Origin of the sequence: Sutcliffiella halmapala (assembly GCF_050107295.1) — a bacterium.
Classification (GTDB): Bacteria; Bacillota; Bacilli; order Bacillales; family Bacillaceae_I; genus Sutcliffiella_A; species Sutcliffiella_A halmapala_A.
On sequence record NZ_JBNIKR010000003.1, the window covers coordinates 282,657 to 297,633 of the forward strand.

The following is a 14,977-nucleotide window of genomic DNA, read 5'->3' on the forward strand; positions in this document are numbered from 1 at the left end:
TTCATCACCCTCCTATTCCTAAAATAATGGCTTCGATGGTGGCTTGAAGCGGTTCTGCCAGAATGCTTGGATAAACACCGATAAATACTATGAAGAACAGCATCGCAACAACAGGAATGAATTCCAATCCGCGAATGTCGACCACCTTTTCTCCATAAGCCGCCGTCTTTCCGAAGGTCATGCCCATCACTGCGCGCAACAGGTACGCCGCTGTCAGGATGATCCCGAGCGTCCCGACTGCCGCCACAACCGGCATTTCCTTGAACATTCCAAGGAATGCGAGGAACTCACTGACGAAGCCGGACATGCCAGGCAAGCCTAGAGATGCCATCGCGCCGACGAGGAAAAAGCCCGCCGTAAGCGGCATCACTTTTGCCAAGCCGCCAAGCTTGTCTATCGTTGTCGTGCCAACACGCTCATGCATCACGCCGATCAGGAAGAACAGGAGTGCTGCGATGAAGCCGTGGGATACGACTTGGAAAATGGCTCCCTGGACGCCCGCTTCGTTCATGGAAGCGAGTCCGATCAGCACAATTCCCATATGCGAGATACTGGAGTATGCCAGTACCATTTTGAAATCTGTTTGAATCAGTGCCAGGAACGCTCCATACAGAAGGTTCACGACACCAAGTATTGCAAGGACGAATGCAAGCTGTTGGAACTGCTCAGGGAAGATCCCCACCCCGAAACGGATCAGACCGAATGCCCCGATTTTCAGGAGCACGCCGGCATGCAGCATGACGATCGATGGCGGCGCCTGAACGTGCACCTTCAGCATCCAGCTGTGCAGGGGCACTATCGGCAGCTTGATCCCGAATGCAACAAGAAGCGCAATCAACATGCCAAGTCGGAAATCATCCGTCATGCCGCCGATCAAGGCCTCGTTGCCGGAATGAAATAGATACGTAATATCCGCAATATTCATCGTTCCTGTTTTTGCAAAAAGAATGACAAAGACGATAAGCAATATCGCTGATCCAAGTCCGTTGTAAATCAAGAATCGATAGGCGGCATTCTCTTTTTCAAAATAGCCCCACTTACCGATCAAAAAGAACATCGGGATCAAGGTCAGTTCAAAGAAAAAGAAGAATAATAATAGACTTTCAGAAGCAAAGACTCCCAGCATCCCGATCTGTAAAAGAAGGAACAGGATGAAATATCCCTTCCATTCTTTTTTGATATGGATGGAGGCAATCGCTGCAAGCGTCGAGAGCACGGCGGTCAGAAGGATCATCACAAGTGAAAATCCGTCGATGCCAAGCTCATAGGAAATTGGCTGATAGAGCTCGATTCCGTAGAGGCCTTGCATCGCTTCCTTATTACCTAAACTGAACCATTCCGCTTTTACCGCAAATTGCTCCAGCCCCGCTCCAGCCTTGTACTGCCAGAACGCGATAATGGCGAAAATCAAGGAAGGCAAGGTAGCCGCGAAGCCGACTATTTTGATCAGCTTTTCATTTGTTTTTGGTATAAACAATAATGCCAGTACACCTAAAAGAGGGGCGAAAATCAAGATTGACAAGAACATGCTGTTCATCCTATGTACCCCCCTGTGAATGCAAAAATAATCAATAGAATTGCCAGGCCGACAAATGCGACAGCGCTATAGACCTGCGTCTGGCCGTTCTGCATTTTCGCGCCAAGGCGTCCGATGGATTGGGTCGCATAGGCGATGCCCTTCATCGTCCCGTGAACGAGGAATTCATCGACATACTTCAGGAACAGGCTGATAACCTTTGTTCCGTAGACGAACGTCATTTTATAAAACTCATCGACAAAGTATTTGTTTCTTAAAATACCGTAAAGATGCGGTGCCCCGGTGCTGAACGTAGCACGATCGATGGATCGGCGGTAGTAGATCAGATAGGCAATGCCGATTCCAGCGACGGAAACGAGGATTGCGGCAATCATGATCCATGCCGGGCCTTCAATATGGGACGGGCCGTACATGTCGGTTCCTTCTGTCAGCCAATCTCCCAGGAAATGACCGAACCACGGGGTATTCATGTACCCAGCCGCGACTGCCAAGACGCCAAGCACCATCATCGGGATGGTCATGACGGACGGCGATTCATGGGTTTGGCGCTGGTCCCCGCGTGCCTCGCCTGTGAAGACAAGGAAAAAGAGGCGGAACATGTAGAACGCTGTAAAGAATGCTGCAATCAACGCTAGTGCAAAAAGGAGCGGATTCCCGTTTACCCAAGCGGCAATCAAGATCTCCTCCTTACTGAAGAATCCAGAGAACAATGGCACCCCAGTGATTGCGAGCGTTCCGATCAAGAACAGGATTCCGGTTGTACGCATTTTTTTCCAAAGTCCGCCCATTTCATCGATGTTCTGTGTATGTGCGGCATGGATGACGCTACCTGCTGCAAGGAACAGCAGGGCTTTGAAGAAGGCATGTGTGGTAAGGTGGAATACCCCTGCCACATAGCCTGCAGAACCTAGCGCAAGCATCATGAAGCCTAACTGACTCACAGTCGAGTATGCTAGTACTCTTTTAATATCCTTTTGTACAAGGCCGATCGATGCGGCAAAGATCGCGGTGAACGCACCGACGATCGCAACTGTCATCAATGCCGTTTCACTTGCTGCGAATAGCGGGAACAGGCTCGCTACCAAGTAGACCCCTGCTGCAACCATAGTCGCGGCGTGGATGAGGGCGGAAACTGGTGTTGGACCTTCCATCGCATCCGGCAGCCAGGAGTGAAGCGGGAATTGACCGGATTTCCCCATTGCCCCGATGAAAATCAGGATCGCAATGAGGGTAAGCATGCCTGCAGAAATCACTCCTGCATTAACAGCTGCAAAAATCGCATCATATTCAAAGCTTCCAACCTGCCAGAATAATAGGATGATCCCGATAAACAATCCGACATCCCCGATACGCGTCATGATGAACGCTTTTTTGGCAGCAGCTTTTGCATCTTCTTTAAAGAAATAGAATCCAATGAGCAAGAACGATCCCAGTCCCACAAGCTCCCAGAAAATATAGAGCTGCAGCAGGTTAGGTGATATCACTAAGGCCAGCATGGCAAAGGTAAAGAGCCCAAGGTAGGCGTAGAAGATGTGGAAACGCTCATCTCCGTGCATATACCCTTTAGAATAGATATGTACTAATAAGCTGACAAGTGATACTACGACAAGCATCAAGGCATTCAATTGATTCACTTCATATCCCGCCGTCAAAGTCACATCGCCGATTTGCAGCCATTCGAATGTGGCCTTGAAGGTTGGTGCCGAAAACCTTTCCCATAGTGCCATCACAGAAAAAATGAGGGAAAGTCCGATGAGCGCGATTCCGACGAATGCACTCGCTTCCTTCAGTTTTTTCCCAATGAACAAAAGCAGGATAAAGGAGATCAGCGGAAAAAGCGGGATGATCCAAGCATTTTCCATCATCGTATCAAGTCCCCTTCTCTTACGCGGGCTTGTAATTTTCCCACGCTTTTGTAAAGCAAGTTATCTCGTTAATTTTTCAACGAATTCATTTCATCGATATTTACCGTCTTCCGGTTGCGATATAGCGCAATCAGGATAGCTAACCCTACCGCTGCTTCAGCTGCTGCGACCGTTATGGTAAACAGAGAAAACACTTGCCCTGTAATCGACGGGTTAATACCAAATTTACTAAATGCAACTAGGTTAATATTCACTGCATTCAGCATCAGCTCGATACAGATCAGCACGATGACCGTGTTTCTTTTCGTCAGTGCCCCGTAAAGGCCGATACAGAATAGAATAAGCGCTAATACCAGGTAGGCTGATAATGGAACTGTTGTCATTCCTTTGTCGCCTCCTCTTCTTCATCATCACGTTTTGCCAGTATGATCGCTCCGACAAGCGCCACAAGCAACAGCACCGAAGTCAGCTCGAATGGAATCACGTATTTTGCATAGATTGCAAGACCGATCTGCTCTGTGTTGTCCACGTGCAGGTCAGCCGCACCACTGCCAAGATCGAGGTTGTACACGCCGAAATACATCAGCCCGGCGAAACCAAGGACACCGAGGCCCACAAGGATTTTCCGAGTAAGTCCCGCAGTTTCGGTTTCATCGTTATGGCGTGTGAGCATGATTCCGAAAAGCATGATGATCGTGATGGCACCGGAGTAAATGAGAATCTGCACAAACGCCACAAACTCAGCGGAAAGCATCACGTAAATGCCGGCGATGCTGATGAAGGTGAACACAAGGGCGACGACCATGTGCACGACCTTCGTCAAGTTCAGCATGAGCACGCCACCGGCAATCGCAGCAAGCGCGAGGCCTATAAAGGCAATAAATTCACCGGATATACTCATGCTTTATTCTCCCTTCTGATGTTCGTGTCGTTTTCATCAAGCCACTCGAGATTCTTGAAAAGTCTGTCTCGGCTATATTCCGCAAGCTCGAAGTTATTTGTCATGATGATCGCTTCTGTCGGGCAGACCTCTGTACAAAGGTCGCACAGGATACAGATTTCAAAATTGATATCGTACGTATCAATAATTTTCCCTTTTTTCGTCGGATCCGGATGCTTTTTCCCGGTAAGCTGGATACAGTCTGTCGGACAGATGTTGGCACACTGGTTACAGACGATGCACTTTTCCGGGTAGAATTTCTGGATGCCGCGGAACCGGTCCGGTAGTGGAAGCGGCTCCTTCGGGTAGTTGTATGTCACTTTTTTCTTGGATAAGTTTTGTAGGGTATATTTCAAACCTTTTGCAAGACCGCGCATTTCGCTTCACCCCTATTCTTCCGTTACGCTAAGTAAGAAAGGCATTTTTATTTGCAGGCTTTTTTCGCATACATTGTTGTTTTTGACGTATCCAACGTTAACACGTAATATTACTTGCTTTCGTGCTCTTTTCATGTGTAATAGATTTATTTTCCTTTTGAATACTATGGGGATAAATGCTGTAAAAAATCCAAAAGCCGATTTTTTACGACATAAGCAACAAACTTTACGAAAAGAGCCTATTTGAAAAAGATTTCCTTAATGATCGCTGTGAAAAAGATGTTTGCCAAAGCAACCGGCAGTAGTACTTTCCAGCCGAATTCCATGAGCTGATCCGCTCTGAGGCGAGGGAACGTGACACGAATCCAGATAAGGAAGAATACGACTAAACTGAACTTCAACGCGAACCAGATGGCACCTGGAATGAAGTCCAGGAACCCGCCGAATGGAGCCAGCCAGCCGCCAAGGAAAAGAACGGTTGTCAGGGATGCCATTGCGAATAGGTACACATATTCTGCAAGCATGAAGAATGCCCAGCGAAAGCCGGAATACTCGACATGGTAACCCGCTACAAGCTCCGACTCCGCTTCCGGCAAGTCGAATGGTGTACGGTTCAACTCTGCGACAGAGGCAATCATGAAGATCAGGAATGCCGCCGGTTGCAAAAGGATGAACCAGGTTGTTTCACCTTGTGCTGCCACGATTTCGTTGAGGTTCAAGCTTCCTGCTAAAAGAACCACCCCTATTACACTCATGACAAGCGGTACTTCATAGGAAATCATCTGTGCCGCAGCACGCATGCCCCCAAGAAGCGAGTATTTATTGTTGGACGCCCAGCCTGCCGCCACAACCCCGACTGTCGTGATGCCGGAAATGGCGATGTAGTACAGCAAGCCGACCCCGATATCGGCAAATTGGAATTTGTCGGTGAACGGAATCGCAGCCAACACCAGGAATGCCGGTGTAAATGCGATGACTGGAGCCAAAATGTATAATGGTCGATCCGCATCCTTAGGGATGGTATCTTCCTTAATTAACAGTTTCAGGACGTCGGCCACAGTTTGCAGGAGGCCCCATGAACCCCCAACCTGGTTTGGTCCCATACGTCCCTGCATGAAACCCATTACTTTACGCTCAGCGAGGATTCCGTATGTAACGAAGCCAAGCACCGCAAGCAAAAGGGCCGTTGCGAGTCCGAAGAATATGAAAAAGTTCGTCCAGGACGGTGATGATTCCAGCAGATTTTGTATCATTAACCATCAACCTCCCCAAGAACGATATCAATTGCCCCCAAAATGGTGATCAGGTTCGCCATGTTCTCCCCTTCAAGCAGCTTCGGTAAAATCTGCAGGTTGTAGAACGATGGGCGGCGGAACTTCAGGCGGTAAGGCTCTTTTTTCCCATCGCTGGCAATATAGCAGCCGATCTCCCCACGTGGAGATTCGATTCGAACGTACGCCTCACCCTTTGGAGCCTTGATGATCCGCGGCACCTTTGCCATGATCTCACCTTCAGCCGGGAATTGCTCCACCGCTTGTTCAATGATCTTCAAGGACTCCTCGATTTCCTCCATGCGGCAATGGTAGCGTGCCCATGCATCCCCGCCATCACGGGTCGGCACGTCAAACTCAAAGCGGTCATAGATCGAATACGGTTCATCCTTGCGCAGATCCCATTTTACGCCGGTACAGCGCAGGTTCGCTCCACTAAGTGAGTATGCAAGTGCATCTTCCTTCGTATAGCGTCCTACTCCTTTTACACGGCTCATGAAGATCTCGTTCCCTGTCACCAGGTCGTGATAGCCCTTCAGCTGCTCCCTCATATAAGGAACAAACTCGGCAACTTTCTCGATCCAGCCCTCCGGTGCGTCCCACTTCACGCCTCCAACACGCATATAGTTGAAGGTCAGCCGGGCACCTGACAGCTCATTCAAAAGATTGATGATCATTTCGCGCTCACGGAACGCATACAGGAATGGACTTACTGCCCCGATATCGAGGAGGTACGTTCCATACCAGACAAGGTGACTCGCCACACGGCCAAGCTCCATCGCAAGCACGCGAAGGTACTCGGCACGGTCCGGGATCTCAAGCCCCATCATCGTCTCCACTGCGTGACAAAGCACATAGTTGTTTGTCATCGCAGACAGGTAGTCCATGCGGTCCGTATAAGGGATGATCTGTGTGTATTGCAGGTTCTCCGCTAGCTTCTCCGTCCCGCGGTGCAGGTATCCGACGACAGGTGTAGCCTCCTTGATGATCTCTCCATCAATCTTGACCACCAGACGGAACACCCCGTGCGTACTCGGATGCTGCGGTCCTACATTTAAAAGCATTTCCTCCGTGCGAATCATCTGCTACACCTCCACATCGTACGGCTCATAATCTTTTCGAAGCGGATGACCGACCCACTCATCCGGCATCATGATCCGCGTCATATTCGGATGACCGGTAAACTGGACCCCAAGCAGGTCATACGTTTCACGCTCCGGCCAGTTCGCTCCCTCCCACAATGGCACAAGGGATGGGATGACAGGATTGTCACGATCTATTTTCACCTTCAATGCCACTGACTGACGATTCTTATAGGAGTAAAAATGATTGTATATCTCCATATGCGTCTCAAAATCAGATCCGTGCATCTCCGACAAATATTCAAACGTCAGCTGTTCATTATATCTTAAAAATTCTGCTATTTTAAAATAGGTCTCCGATTTGGCAACCAAAGTCGGCACATCTTTGGAAAGAGCATTGATATAGGAATCTTCTAAAACGTCCTCGCCGAGATGGTCGTTTATTACTTTGACGTACTTGTCCAAGTACTTCTGGTTCGGGGATGGCTCTGCTGATGGTGCATCTGCATCCTCCGTTGCCCCTCCGCCCGCTTTAGCTGCTGCAGTCGCTTTCGCCTTTGCTGCCGCTGCTGCTTTGGCTTTCGCCGCTGCGATTGCTTTTGCTTTTTCTTTGGCTAGGTCATCGCCTTCAGCAGGCTGTTCTGATGCTCCACCTTCGCGGTTCTGCTTTGCGAGTGCCGCTGCCTTTGCCTTGGCGGCTGCCGCTGCTTTGGCTTTGGCTGCTGCGATCGCTTTTGCTTTTTCATCAGTTCCTGCGTCACTTGCGTCGGCGTTTTCACCGTTTTGCTTCGCTAGAGCGGCCGCTTTGGCCTTCGCTGCTGCTGCGGCTTTCGCTTTTGCAGCGGCTGCCGCTTTTTTCTTGGCGAGGTCGAGGTCGTCCGAGTCTCCTGCTGGTTCTGCTGGTTCAGCCGTTGCTTCCTGCTCTTTCGCTTTTTGCTTAGCTAGTGCAGCTGCCTTTGCTTTCGCTGCCGCTGCGGCTTTCTTTTTCGCAAGCTCTTTTGCGTCATCCTCAGCTGGTGCTACTGTTTCTTCCGGTGGTGTTGCTCCCTGCATTTCTTTCGCCTTTTGCTTCGCAAGTGCCGCTGCTTTGGCTTTTGCCGCCGCAGCCGCTTTCTTTTTCGCAAGGTCCACGTCATCGGCTGAATCGCCGCCCGCTTCTTGCTCCTGCTTCGCTTTCAATTTTGCCAGGGCTGCTGCCTTCGCTTTCGCCGCGGCTTCCCTCTTTTGTTCCTCTAGGCTTTTTTCATCGCTCACTACTAGATCACCTGCTTCCCTGTCTTAGCTTCGTGGCGAATTTTCTCTCTCAATTTATTGATTCCATAAATAAGAGCCGCTGGATTTGGCGGGCATCCCGGTATGTACACGTCTACAGGTACAATCTGGTCCACTCCTTTGACAACGGCATAGGATTTGATATATGGACCACCTGCAGTAGCACAGGATCCCATTGCAATGACCCACTTCGGCTCAGGCATCTGATCATATAGGCGTTTCAGGACTGGTGCCATCTTCTTCGTCACGGTTCCTGAAACGATCATACAGTCCGATTGGCGCGGAGATGTACGGAAAAAGGATCCAAAGCGATCCAAATCGTAATGAGAGGAACCTACCCCCATCATCTCGATCGCACAGCAGGCCAATCCAAATGTCATCGGCCACATCGAGTTGGAGCGCGCCCATGCTTTCAGCTCTTCTAAAGTTGTCAGGAAGACGGTCTGCTTGAGCTCTTCCATTTCCTCTGGTGATATACTCTCTAGATTTAGATCCATTTCAACACCTTCTTCTTCCAAGCATAGATTAATCCGATCAGCAGCATCACTACGAAAATAAGCATCTCAATCAATGCAAAGATACCTAATTTCTCATATGCCACCGCCCATGGATAAAGGAAAACTGTCTCTACGTCAAAAATGACGAACAACAGAGCAAATATGTAATAACGAACATTAAACTGGACACGTGAATCATGAAAGGGATCAATTCCGCTTTCATAGGTTGTCTGCTTAGCTGCACTCGGTTTATGCGGACGCAACACTCTTCCTATTGCCAGCGCAACGACCGGTAGTAAAATCCCTAGAGCCAAGAATACAACCACGATCAAATAGTTATTTTGATATAAGTTTAGTAGATTCATGCCCGCCCCCTCCGAAGCTTTCTATTTTTCAGACTGCTCTCAATATTTAAATTTGTAACCGATAACAATTATATCAAATACCAATATCTGTGTCACCATCATATATCCTTATTATGACTATTGCTTCGCGTGTGGAAATTTGTTGTTTGTTATTTCACATTTAATTGAAGTATGTAAGAAAAAAACGTTGAACGCCGCTGTTGATTTCCGCAATAGGCTGCGCTTTCCGCGGGGTGTTTGTTGAGCCTCCTCGGCTTCGCCTGTGGGGTCTCCACTAAACGCTGTCTTCCGCAGGACAAGGAAGGCTTTGGATGCGATACATCGCACGCAGAAAATGCTCGCATTTTCAAGGAGTCTTCGCCTATTGCTCCAATCAACAGCTAGCAACCTTTTTTACCGCTATTCTTAACAAAGCCATTGATAAAAGACGCTTGGGAGCTTCCAAGCGTCTCTTCTCTACCAAATCATATCCGCAAATTCCGGGTGGTCGATGAACGGGTTGCGGTTGCCCTGGTAATCTTCAAAAATAATGAGGTTCCGTCTGACTTTAAGGACATCAACTGGGTTTTTCACATTTAGTACGAAGTAAGGTATTGTTTTAGGAATTCATTTGAGACCACGATATTCTTTTTTAGCTCGGTCGTTGTCTCAATCTGTGGTTTTGAGACCACGATATTCTTTTTTGCTCTCGATCGTGGTCTCATTCCGCTTCTTTGAGACAACCATTTCCTGTTTTTCGCCCGATCGTGGTCTCATTCCACCTTTTTGAAACCGCGATATTCTGTTTTTCGCCCGATCGTGGTCTCATTCCACCTTTTTGAAACCGCGATATTCTGTTTTTCGCCCGATCGTGGTCTCATTCCACCTTTTTGAAACCGCGATATTCTGTTTTTCGTTCGATCGTGGTCTCATTCCGCTTCTTTGAGACCACCATTTCCTGTTTTTCGCCCAATCGTGGTCTCATTCCACCTTTTTGAAACCGCGATATTCTGTTTTTCGTTCGATCGTGGTCTCATTCAGCATCTTTAAAACCGCAATATCCTTTTTCGCGCTCTATCGTGGTCTCATAACCTTTTAATCTCAACAAATATAAAAGACGCTTGGGAGCTTCCAAGCGTCTCTTCTCTACCAAATCATATCCGCAAATTCCGGGTGGTCGATGAACGGGTTGCGGTTGCCCTGGTAATCTTCAAAAATGATATTATTCCGTCTGATTTCACGGGAATCAACTGGATCCTCCTCATGCCACTCTAGCAGGACGGACATTTTCCCGTGGTACGGGGCACTTCCATTGTTCACATTATTGTTCAACTCCAGGTCGAGTTCTCCGCTGTCCCCTTCATAACGAACTGCCATATAAAATAACATGCGAGCGACGTCGCCTTTCACTTCATCACGAGGCTCCCAGGAATCGCTGTCGTAAAAATTGCCAAGAGCCTCTGAATGCTCCCTGCCCCCGTTGTCAAAATCAAGGTTACTGCGTGAGGAGTTGACTGAAGCATCTGTCGGTCGCAAGTGATGGAGATCGGTGCCTGGCCCTCTCGCTGTCCCGAAGTCACCGTGGGATTTTGCCCAGACATGCTCACGGTTCCAATCATTCGCTCCTCCTCCATTTGAGGTTTTCGATTGAGAGCGTCCTGTATAAAGAAGGATGACGTTGTTTGGATTGTTAGGATCTTCATCTGTTTCTCGCAAGGCTGCCCATAACGCGGCATAGGAGAGAGTCTGATGGTCATCGATGATGTTGTGGAGTGCCGTTTTCAATGCTGAGCCTGTTTTGCCTTCTGCGTCGTTATAGTATTCTTCATAGGCCGGTGGAGGGTCAACCGGGTCTTCAGGGTCCGTTGGCGGCGGGTCAGTCGGATCATCCTCTCCTATCAATTCAAATGCTGTTGCCGACTTCAGGCCAGGGTGGGAAAAATAAGCCGTAAGAGAGCCTGTCACTTTAATTTTTTCCCCTAACAGGTCCGGATTGCTTTTTAGGCCGAAGCTTGTTCTGAATGATGAAGGAATTTGTACATATATCATTTTGCTAGTATTAGGTTCGGTGGAGGTGTCTGCCAATGCGAAAGCATAATCGTTGGGAAAATTGCCCGTGACGACCGTTGTCGTGGATGTCGGCTGCCCCACTATATACCCTTCCACTGTTTGCGTGGATCCATTTTGACTGGATATTGCCTGGTTGACTGTCAATGGTGATGTCCAGGAACCAGACCCATCTGCATTCATCTGACTTGGTGACACTTGGCCACATGCAATGGTAAAAGAGAAAAGAAGAGCAATGATGCTGAGGATTTTTCTGTTCAAATAATCCGCCTCCTTGAGTGTTCTGCATATTTAGCGTACAACATCCGGTGTAAAAATAGGATGAATTTTGTGTAAATGGATGAAAATGAGTCTAATGGAGTAGAAGGATTGGATATTTCAAAATGAAAAAAAGCCCCAATAAGGAGCTTCTTAGAATGGTTTATTATGCAGTTGCGTTGCCAGGTGCATTGGCATATAGCTTTACTTTTTCGATGATCTTTCTTTCAATCTCATCGTTTTTCTCTTCCAATCTACGACCAATGAAGAATACGTCTACTAGATTCCAAATGAATAAAGTAAAAATACCGAATAATAGCATGCAAACAGCGTAGCCCGTATCTCCAGCATAGAAGCGATGTCCTGCAAAAGTACCTGTAAACCACCATAAAACATAACCAAGCGTCTTCGATTTTTTCTTTTTATCCATCTCAGACTGTACCATGGCTAATTGCTCAGCCGTCAAACCTTGCTTTTGTAAAATTGAGCTCATTCTAAAAGATCCCCCTAATGGATTAGTTTTCCAACTAATTATAGTTTTTAACCAGTTAAAAGGCAATATGAATTTTCAATTTACTGGAATTGAATAGTCGTTAGGATCATTCTTCCGCTATATCACAGCAAACAAAAAACCCCCACTACCAAAAGTGGGGGTCATTCTATCTATACACGGGTCACCAAAAGTTACCCTCTTTTTGCTACATTGATGCGGTTGATTGCGCGTTGGAGTGCAAGCTCTGCGCGGCGGTAGTCGACGTCATCCTGTTTGGATTGAAGTCTTTGCTCCGCACGTTTTTTTGCTTCCTCAGCACGAGTAAGATCGATTTGCTCAGCTGCTTCTGCAGATTGGGCAAGGATCGTAACTTTATCAGGACGCACTTCTAGAAATCCTCCACTGACAGCCACTTGTTCTGTAACGCCGCCTTTTTTCATGCGGACGCCACCGATTTGAAGTGGGGCAACCATAGGAATATGTCCAGGTAGGACGCCAAGCTCTCCGCTTTGAGCTCGTGCTACTACCATCTCTACGTCTGATTCATAAACCGGGCCATCGGGAGTAACTACACTGACTTTTAACGTCTTCATTTCATTCCCTCCTAGGTCCCTTTAATTAAACTTCTACACCCATTTGCTTCGCTTTTTCCACTACTTCTTCGATGCGTCCGACTAGACGGAATGCATCTTCAGGTAGGTGGTCGTATTTGCCGTCAAGGATTTCCCTGAAGCCCTTCACAGTTTCTTGAACAGGAACGTAAGAACCTTTTTGTCCAGTGAACTGCTCCGCTACGTGGAAGTTTTGAGATAAGAAGAATTGGATACGGCGAGCACGTTGAACGATCAACTTGTCCTCATCCGTCAACTCATCCATACCAAGGATGGCGATGATGTCTTGTAGTTCTTTGTAACGTTGTAAAGTGGATTGCACTTCACGCGCTACTTTATAGTGATCTTCTCCAACTACTTCCGGTGATAGTGCACGGGAAGTGGAAGCAAGAGGATCCACCGCTGGGTAGATACCCATCTCAGAAAGCTTACGCTCAAGGTTCGTTGTTGCATCCAAGTGAGCGAAAGTTGTTGCTGGAGCTGGATCCGTGTAGTCATCGGCAGGTACATAGATCGCTTGGATCGATGTTACAGAACCTACGGATGTAGACGTGATACGCTCTTGTAATTGACCCATTTCAGTAGCAAGTGTCGGTTGGTAACCAACGGCAGATGGCATACGGCCTAGTAGCGCGGATACCTCAGAACCTGCTTGCGTGAAACGGAAGATGTTATCCATGAAGAAAAGAACGTCCTGACCTTGGTCATCACGGAAGAACTCAGCCATTGTAAGACCTGTTAGTGCAACACGCATACGTGCTCCAGGCGGCTCGTTCATTTGTCCGAATACCATGGCAGTTTTCTTGATAACTCCGGAATCTGTCATCTCGTGGTAAAGGTCATTTCCTTCACGAGTACGCTCACCAACTCCTGCGAATACGGAGATACCACCGTGCTCTTGTGCGATGTTGTTGATCAATTCCTGGATAAGAACTGTTTTACCTACACCGGCACCACCGAATAGACCGATTTTACCCCCTTTGATGTAAGGAGCAAGCAAGTCTACTACTTTGATACCTGTTTCAAGGATTTCAACAGCAGTTGACAATTGTTCGAATGTAGGAGCTTGTCTGTGAATCGGATCACGACGAGAACCTGCTGGGATTGGAGCATCCAAGTCGATGTTTTCTCCAAGTACGTTGAATACACGACCTAGTGTTACGTCACCTACTGGTACAGAAATAGGATGACCAGCATCTTCTACTTCCATGCCGCGAACGACACCATCAGTAGAAGCCATAGCGATTGTACGAACTGTGTTGTCCCCTAAGTGAAGAGCAACTTCAAGCGTTAGAGTAACATCAACTTCGTTAGCGCTACGAGCTTTATGATTAATATGAAGAGCGTTGTATATTTCAGGAAGATGCCCGCTGTCGAACTTAACGTCAACAACCGGACCCATGATTTGAGTAACGCGACCTTTCATCGTATTCCCTCCTAACTTACTTTTGCAATATTTGTTCGATACGTTCTATTCCAGAGCGGAAGCACCAGCTGTGATCTCGGTGATCTCTTGCGTAATCGCTGCTTGGCGGGCACGGTTGTAAGAAAGTGTAAGTCCATGGATAAGCTCTTTCGCGTTATCCGTTGCACTTTGCATCGCTGTCATACGAGAAGCGTGCTCACTTGCTTTTGCATCCAATAATGCGCCGTAAATCAGGCTTTCAGCATATTGTGGCAGTAGTACTTCCAAGATGCCCTCCTGGGAAGGCTCAAACTCATAGGATGTGATTTTTCCTGTTGTAGGAGCGATGTCTGTAAGAGGAAGGAGTTTCTTTTCCGTTACCTCTTGAGAGATGGCACTTACAAAGTGGTTGTAGTACACGTATAATTCATCAAACGTACCATCTGCAAACATGCTTACTGCACGGTTTGCGATGTCTTTGATTTCCGCAAAAGAGACTTGGTCCCCAAGGCCTGTGATTTCTGAAAACACAGGAATGTTGCGTTTTCTGAAGAAGTCGCGGCCAATACGACCGATGGCAATTACTGCGTATTCATCTTGAGACTTATGACGTTTTTGAATAGTTTGATGAACCGTACGTAAGATGTTGCTGTTGTATGCACCTGCAAGTCCACGGTCAGAGGAGATGACGATGTATCCAGTACGCTTGACCGGACGGGTCTGAAGCATTGGATGCGTCACATCTGTGCTTCCCAGTGCGATGCTTGCAACAACCTCTTGAATTTTATTCATATATGGACCAAAAGCTTTAGCATTTGTTTCTGCACGATTTAATTTCGATGCAGATACCATTTGCATGGCTTTGGTGATTTGACTTGTCTTCTTCGTCGAGGTAATTCTCGTTTTTATGTCGCGTAATGATGCCAAAGGTTCTCACCACCTTTTTTAACCCTATTCA

At 47.6% G+C, this 14,977-nt stretch carries 15 protein-coding genes and 1 pseudogene; all 16 read right to left on the reverse strand.

What is annotated here, in order from left to right; all coding sequences use genetic code 11:
* Positions 1-4: 4 nt before the first annotated feature.
* A complete protein-coding gene (locus ACQCT5_RS07205; protein WP_499640443.1) occupies positions 5-1,537 on the reverse strand; it encodes a complex I subunit 4 family protein in 1,533 nt (510 codons plus the stop codon).
* Positions 1,534-3,402, reverse strand: a complete 1,869-nt coding sequence (gene nuoL, locus ACQCT5_RS07210; RefSeq protein ID WP_499640445.1) for an NADH-quinone oxidoreductase subunit L — start codon at positions 3,400-3,402, stop codon at positions 1,534-1,536. Before nuoL ends, ACQCT5_RS07205 begins: the two co-directional genes overlap by 4 nt.
* Before the next feature lie 68 nt (positions 3,403-3,470).
* Entirely contained in the window at positions 3,471-3,785 is a 315-nt protein-coding gene (nuoK, locus tag ACQCT5_RS07215) for an NADH-quinone oxidoreductase subunit NuoK (RefSeq protein ID WP_386642220.1), read from the reverse strand.
* Complete coding sequence (locus ACQCT5_RS07220) at positions 3,782-4,303, reverse strand: NADH-quinone oxidoreductase subunit J (protein WP_224839740.1); 522 nt, start codon at positions 4,301-4,303, stop codon at positions 3,782-3,784. The genes nuoK and ACQCT5_RS07220 overlap by 4 nt, the downstream gene beginning before the upstream one ends.
* A complete protein-coding gene (gene nuoI / locus ACQCT5_RS07225) occupies positions 4,300-4,719 on the reverse strand; it encodes an NADH-quinone oxidoreductase subunit NuoI (protein ID WP_204412996.1) in 420 nt (139 codons plus the stop codon). The genes ACQCT5_RS07220 and nuoI overlap by 4 nt, the downstream gene beginning before the upstream one ends.
* Positions 4,720-4,958: 239 nt before the next feature.
* On the reverse strand, positions 4,959-5,972 hold the full coding sequence (nuoH, locus tag ACQCT5_RS07230; RefSeq protein WP_499640448.1) for an NADH-quinone oxidoreductase subunit NuoH: 1,014 nt from the start codon (positions 5,970-5,972) through the stop codon (positions 4,959-4,961).
* Complete coding sequence (locus tag ACQCT5_RS07235) at positions 5,972-7,072, reverse strand: NADH-quinone oxidoreductase subunit D (RefSeq protein ID WP_499640449.1); 1,101 nt, start codon at positions 7,070-7,072, stop codon at positions 5,972-5,974. Before ACQCT5_RS07235 ends, nuoH begins: the two co-directional genes overlap by 1 nt.
* A 3-nt stretch (positions 7,073-7,075) precedes the next feature.
* Entirely contained in the window at positions 7,076-8,326 is a 1,251-nt protein-coding gene (locus ACQCT5_RS07240) for an NADH-quinone oxidoreductase subunit C (RefSeq protein WP_499640451.1), read from the reverse strand.
* A gap of 2 nt (positions 8,327-8,328) precedes the next feature.
* Positions 8,329-8,841: a NuoB/complex I 20 kDa subunit family protein gene (locus tag ACQCT5_RS07245; protein WP_204413003.1), complete on the reverse strand. Its 513-nt coding sequence runs from the start codon at positions 8,839-8,841 to the stop codon at positions 8,329-8,331.
* Complete coding sequence (locus ACQCT5_RS07250; protein WP_499640454.1) at positions 8,832-9,206, reverse strand: NADH-quinone oxidoreductase subunit A; 375 nt, start codon at positions 9,204-9,206, stop codon at positions 8,832-8,834. Before ACQCT5_RS07250 ends, ACQCT5_RS07245 begins: the two co-directional genes overlap by 10 nt.
* A 456-nt stretch (positions 9,207-9,662) precedes the next feature.
* A pseudogene (locus tag ACQCT5_RS07255) lies at positions 9,663-9,782 on the reverse strand (endonuclease); the annotation flags it as partial.
* Positions 9,783-10,331: 549 nt separating this feature from the next.
* The gene (locus ACQCT5_RS07260; RefSeq protein WP_499640570.1) at positions 10,332-11,435 is read right to left on the reverse strand and encodes an endonuclease; all 1,104 of its coding nucleotides are present in this window, start codon (positions 11,433-11,435) and stop codon (positions 10,332-10,334) included.
* Positions 11,436-11,676: 241 nt separating this feature from the next.
* The gene (locus ACQCT5_RS07265) at positions 11,677-12,003 is read right to left on the reverse strand and encodes a TM2 domain-containing protein (RefSeq protein ID WP_417898644.1); all 327 of its coding nucleotides are present in this window, start codon (positions 12,001-12,003) and stop codon (positions 11,677-11,679) included.
* Between the two features lie 191 nt (positions 12,004-12,194).
* A complete protein-coding gene (locus ACQCT5_RS07270; RefSeq protein ID WP_386642195.1) occupies positions 12,195-12,596 on the reverse strand; it encodes a F0F1 ATP synthase subunit epsilon in 402 nt (133 codons plus the stop codon).
* A 25-nt stretch (positions 12,597-12,621) separates the two neighbouring features.
* Positions 12,622-14,040, reverse strand: a complete 1,419-nt coding sequence (gene atpD / locus ACQCT5_RS07275; RefSeq protein ID WP_417898642.1) for a F0F1 ATP synthase subunit beta — start codon at positions 14,038-14,040, stop codon at positions 12,622-12,624.
* Between the two features lie 45 nt (positions 14,041-14,085).
* On the reverse strand, positions 14,086-14,946 hold the full coding sequence (locus tag ACQCT5_RS07280; RefSeq protein ID WP_204413008.1) for a F0F1 ATP synthase subunit gamma: 861 nt from the start codon (positions 14,944-14,946) through the stop codon (positions 14,086-14,088).
* Positions 14,947-14,977: the final 31 nt, after the last annotated feature.

What these genes read in the sequence shown, in the direction of transcription:
- ACQCT5_RS07265 (WP_417898644.1), bottom strand. Translation starts at nt 12,003, where the DNA reads ATGAGCTCAATTTTACAAAAGCAAGGTTTGACGGCTGAGCAATTAGCC.
- nuoH (WP_499640448.1), bottom strand. Translation starts at nt 5,972, where the DNA reads ATGATACAAAATCTGCTGGAATCATCACCGTCCTGGACGAACTTTTTC.
- ACQCT5_RS07250 (WP_499640454.1), bottom strand. Translation starts at nt 9,206, where the DNA reads ATGAATCTACTAAACTTATATCAAAATAACTATTTGATCGTGGTTGTA.
- ACQCT5_RS07220 (WP_224839740.1), bottom strand. Translation starts at nt 4,303, where the DNA reads ATGAGTATATCCGGTGAATTTATTGCCTTTATAGGCCTCGCGCTTGCT.
- nuoK (WP_386642220.1), bottom strand. Translation starts at nt 3,785, where the DNA reads ATGACAACAGTTCCATTATCAGCCTACCTGGTATTAGCGCTTATTCTA.
- ACQCT5_RS07260 (WP_499640570.1), bottom strand. Translation starts at nt 11,435, where the DNA reads ATGAATGCAGATGGGTCTGGTTCCTGGACATCACCATTGACAGTCAAC.
- ACQCT5_RS07270 (WP_386642195.1), bottom strand. Translation starts at nt 12,596, where the DNA reads ATGAAGACGTTAAAAGTCAGTGTAGTTACTCCCGATGGCCCGGTTTAT.
- atpD (WP_417898642.1), bottom strand. Translation starts at nt 14,040, where the DNA reads ATGAAAGGTCGCGTTACTCAAATCATGGGTCCGGTTGTTGACGTTAAG.
- ACQCT5_RS07235 (WP_499640449.1), bottom strand. Translation starts at nt 7,072, where the DNA reads ATGATTCGCACGGAGGAAATGCTTTTAAATGTAGGACCGCAGCATCCG.
- nuoL (WP_499640445.1), bottom strand. Translation starts at nt 3,402, where the DNA reads ATGATGGAAAATGCTTGGATCATCCCGCTTTTTCCGCTGATCTCCTTT.
- ACQCT5_RS07205 (WP_499640443.1), bottom strand. Translation starts at nt 1,537, where the DNA reads ATGAACAGCATGTTCTTGTCAATCTTGATTTTCGCCCCTCTTTTAGGT.
- nuoI (WP_204412996.1), bottom strand. Translation starts at nt 4,719, where the DNA reads ATGCGCGGTCTTGCAAAAGGTTTGAAATATACCCTACAAAACTTATCC.
- ACQCT5_RS07245 (WP_204413003.1), bottom strand. Translation starts at nt 8,841, where the DNA reads ATGGATCTAAATCTAGAGAGTATATCACCAGAGGAAATGGAAGAGCTC.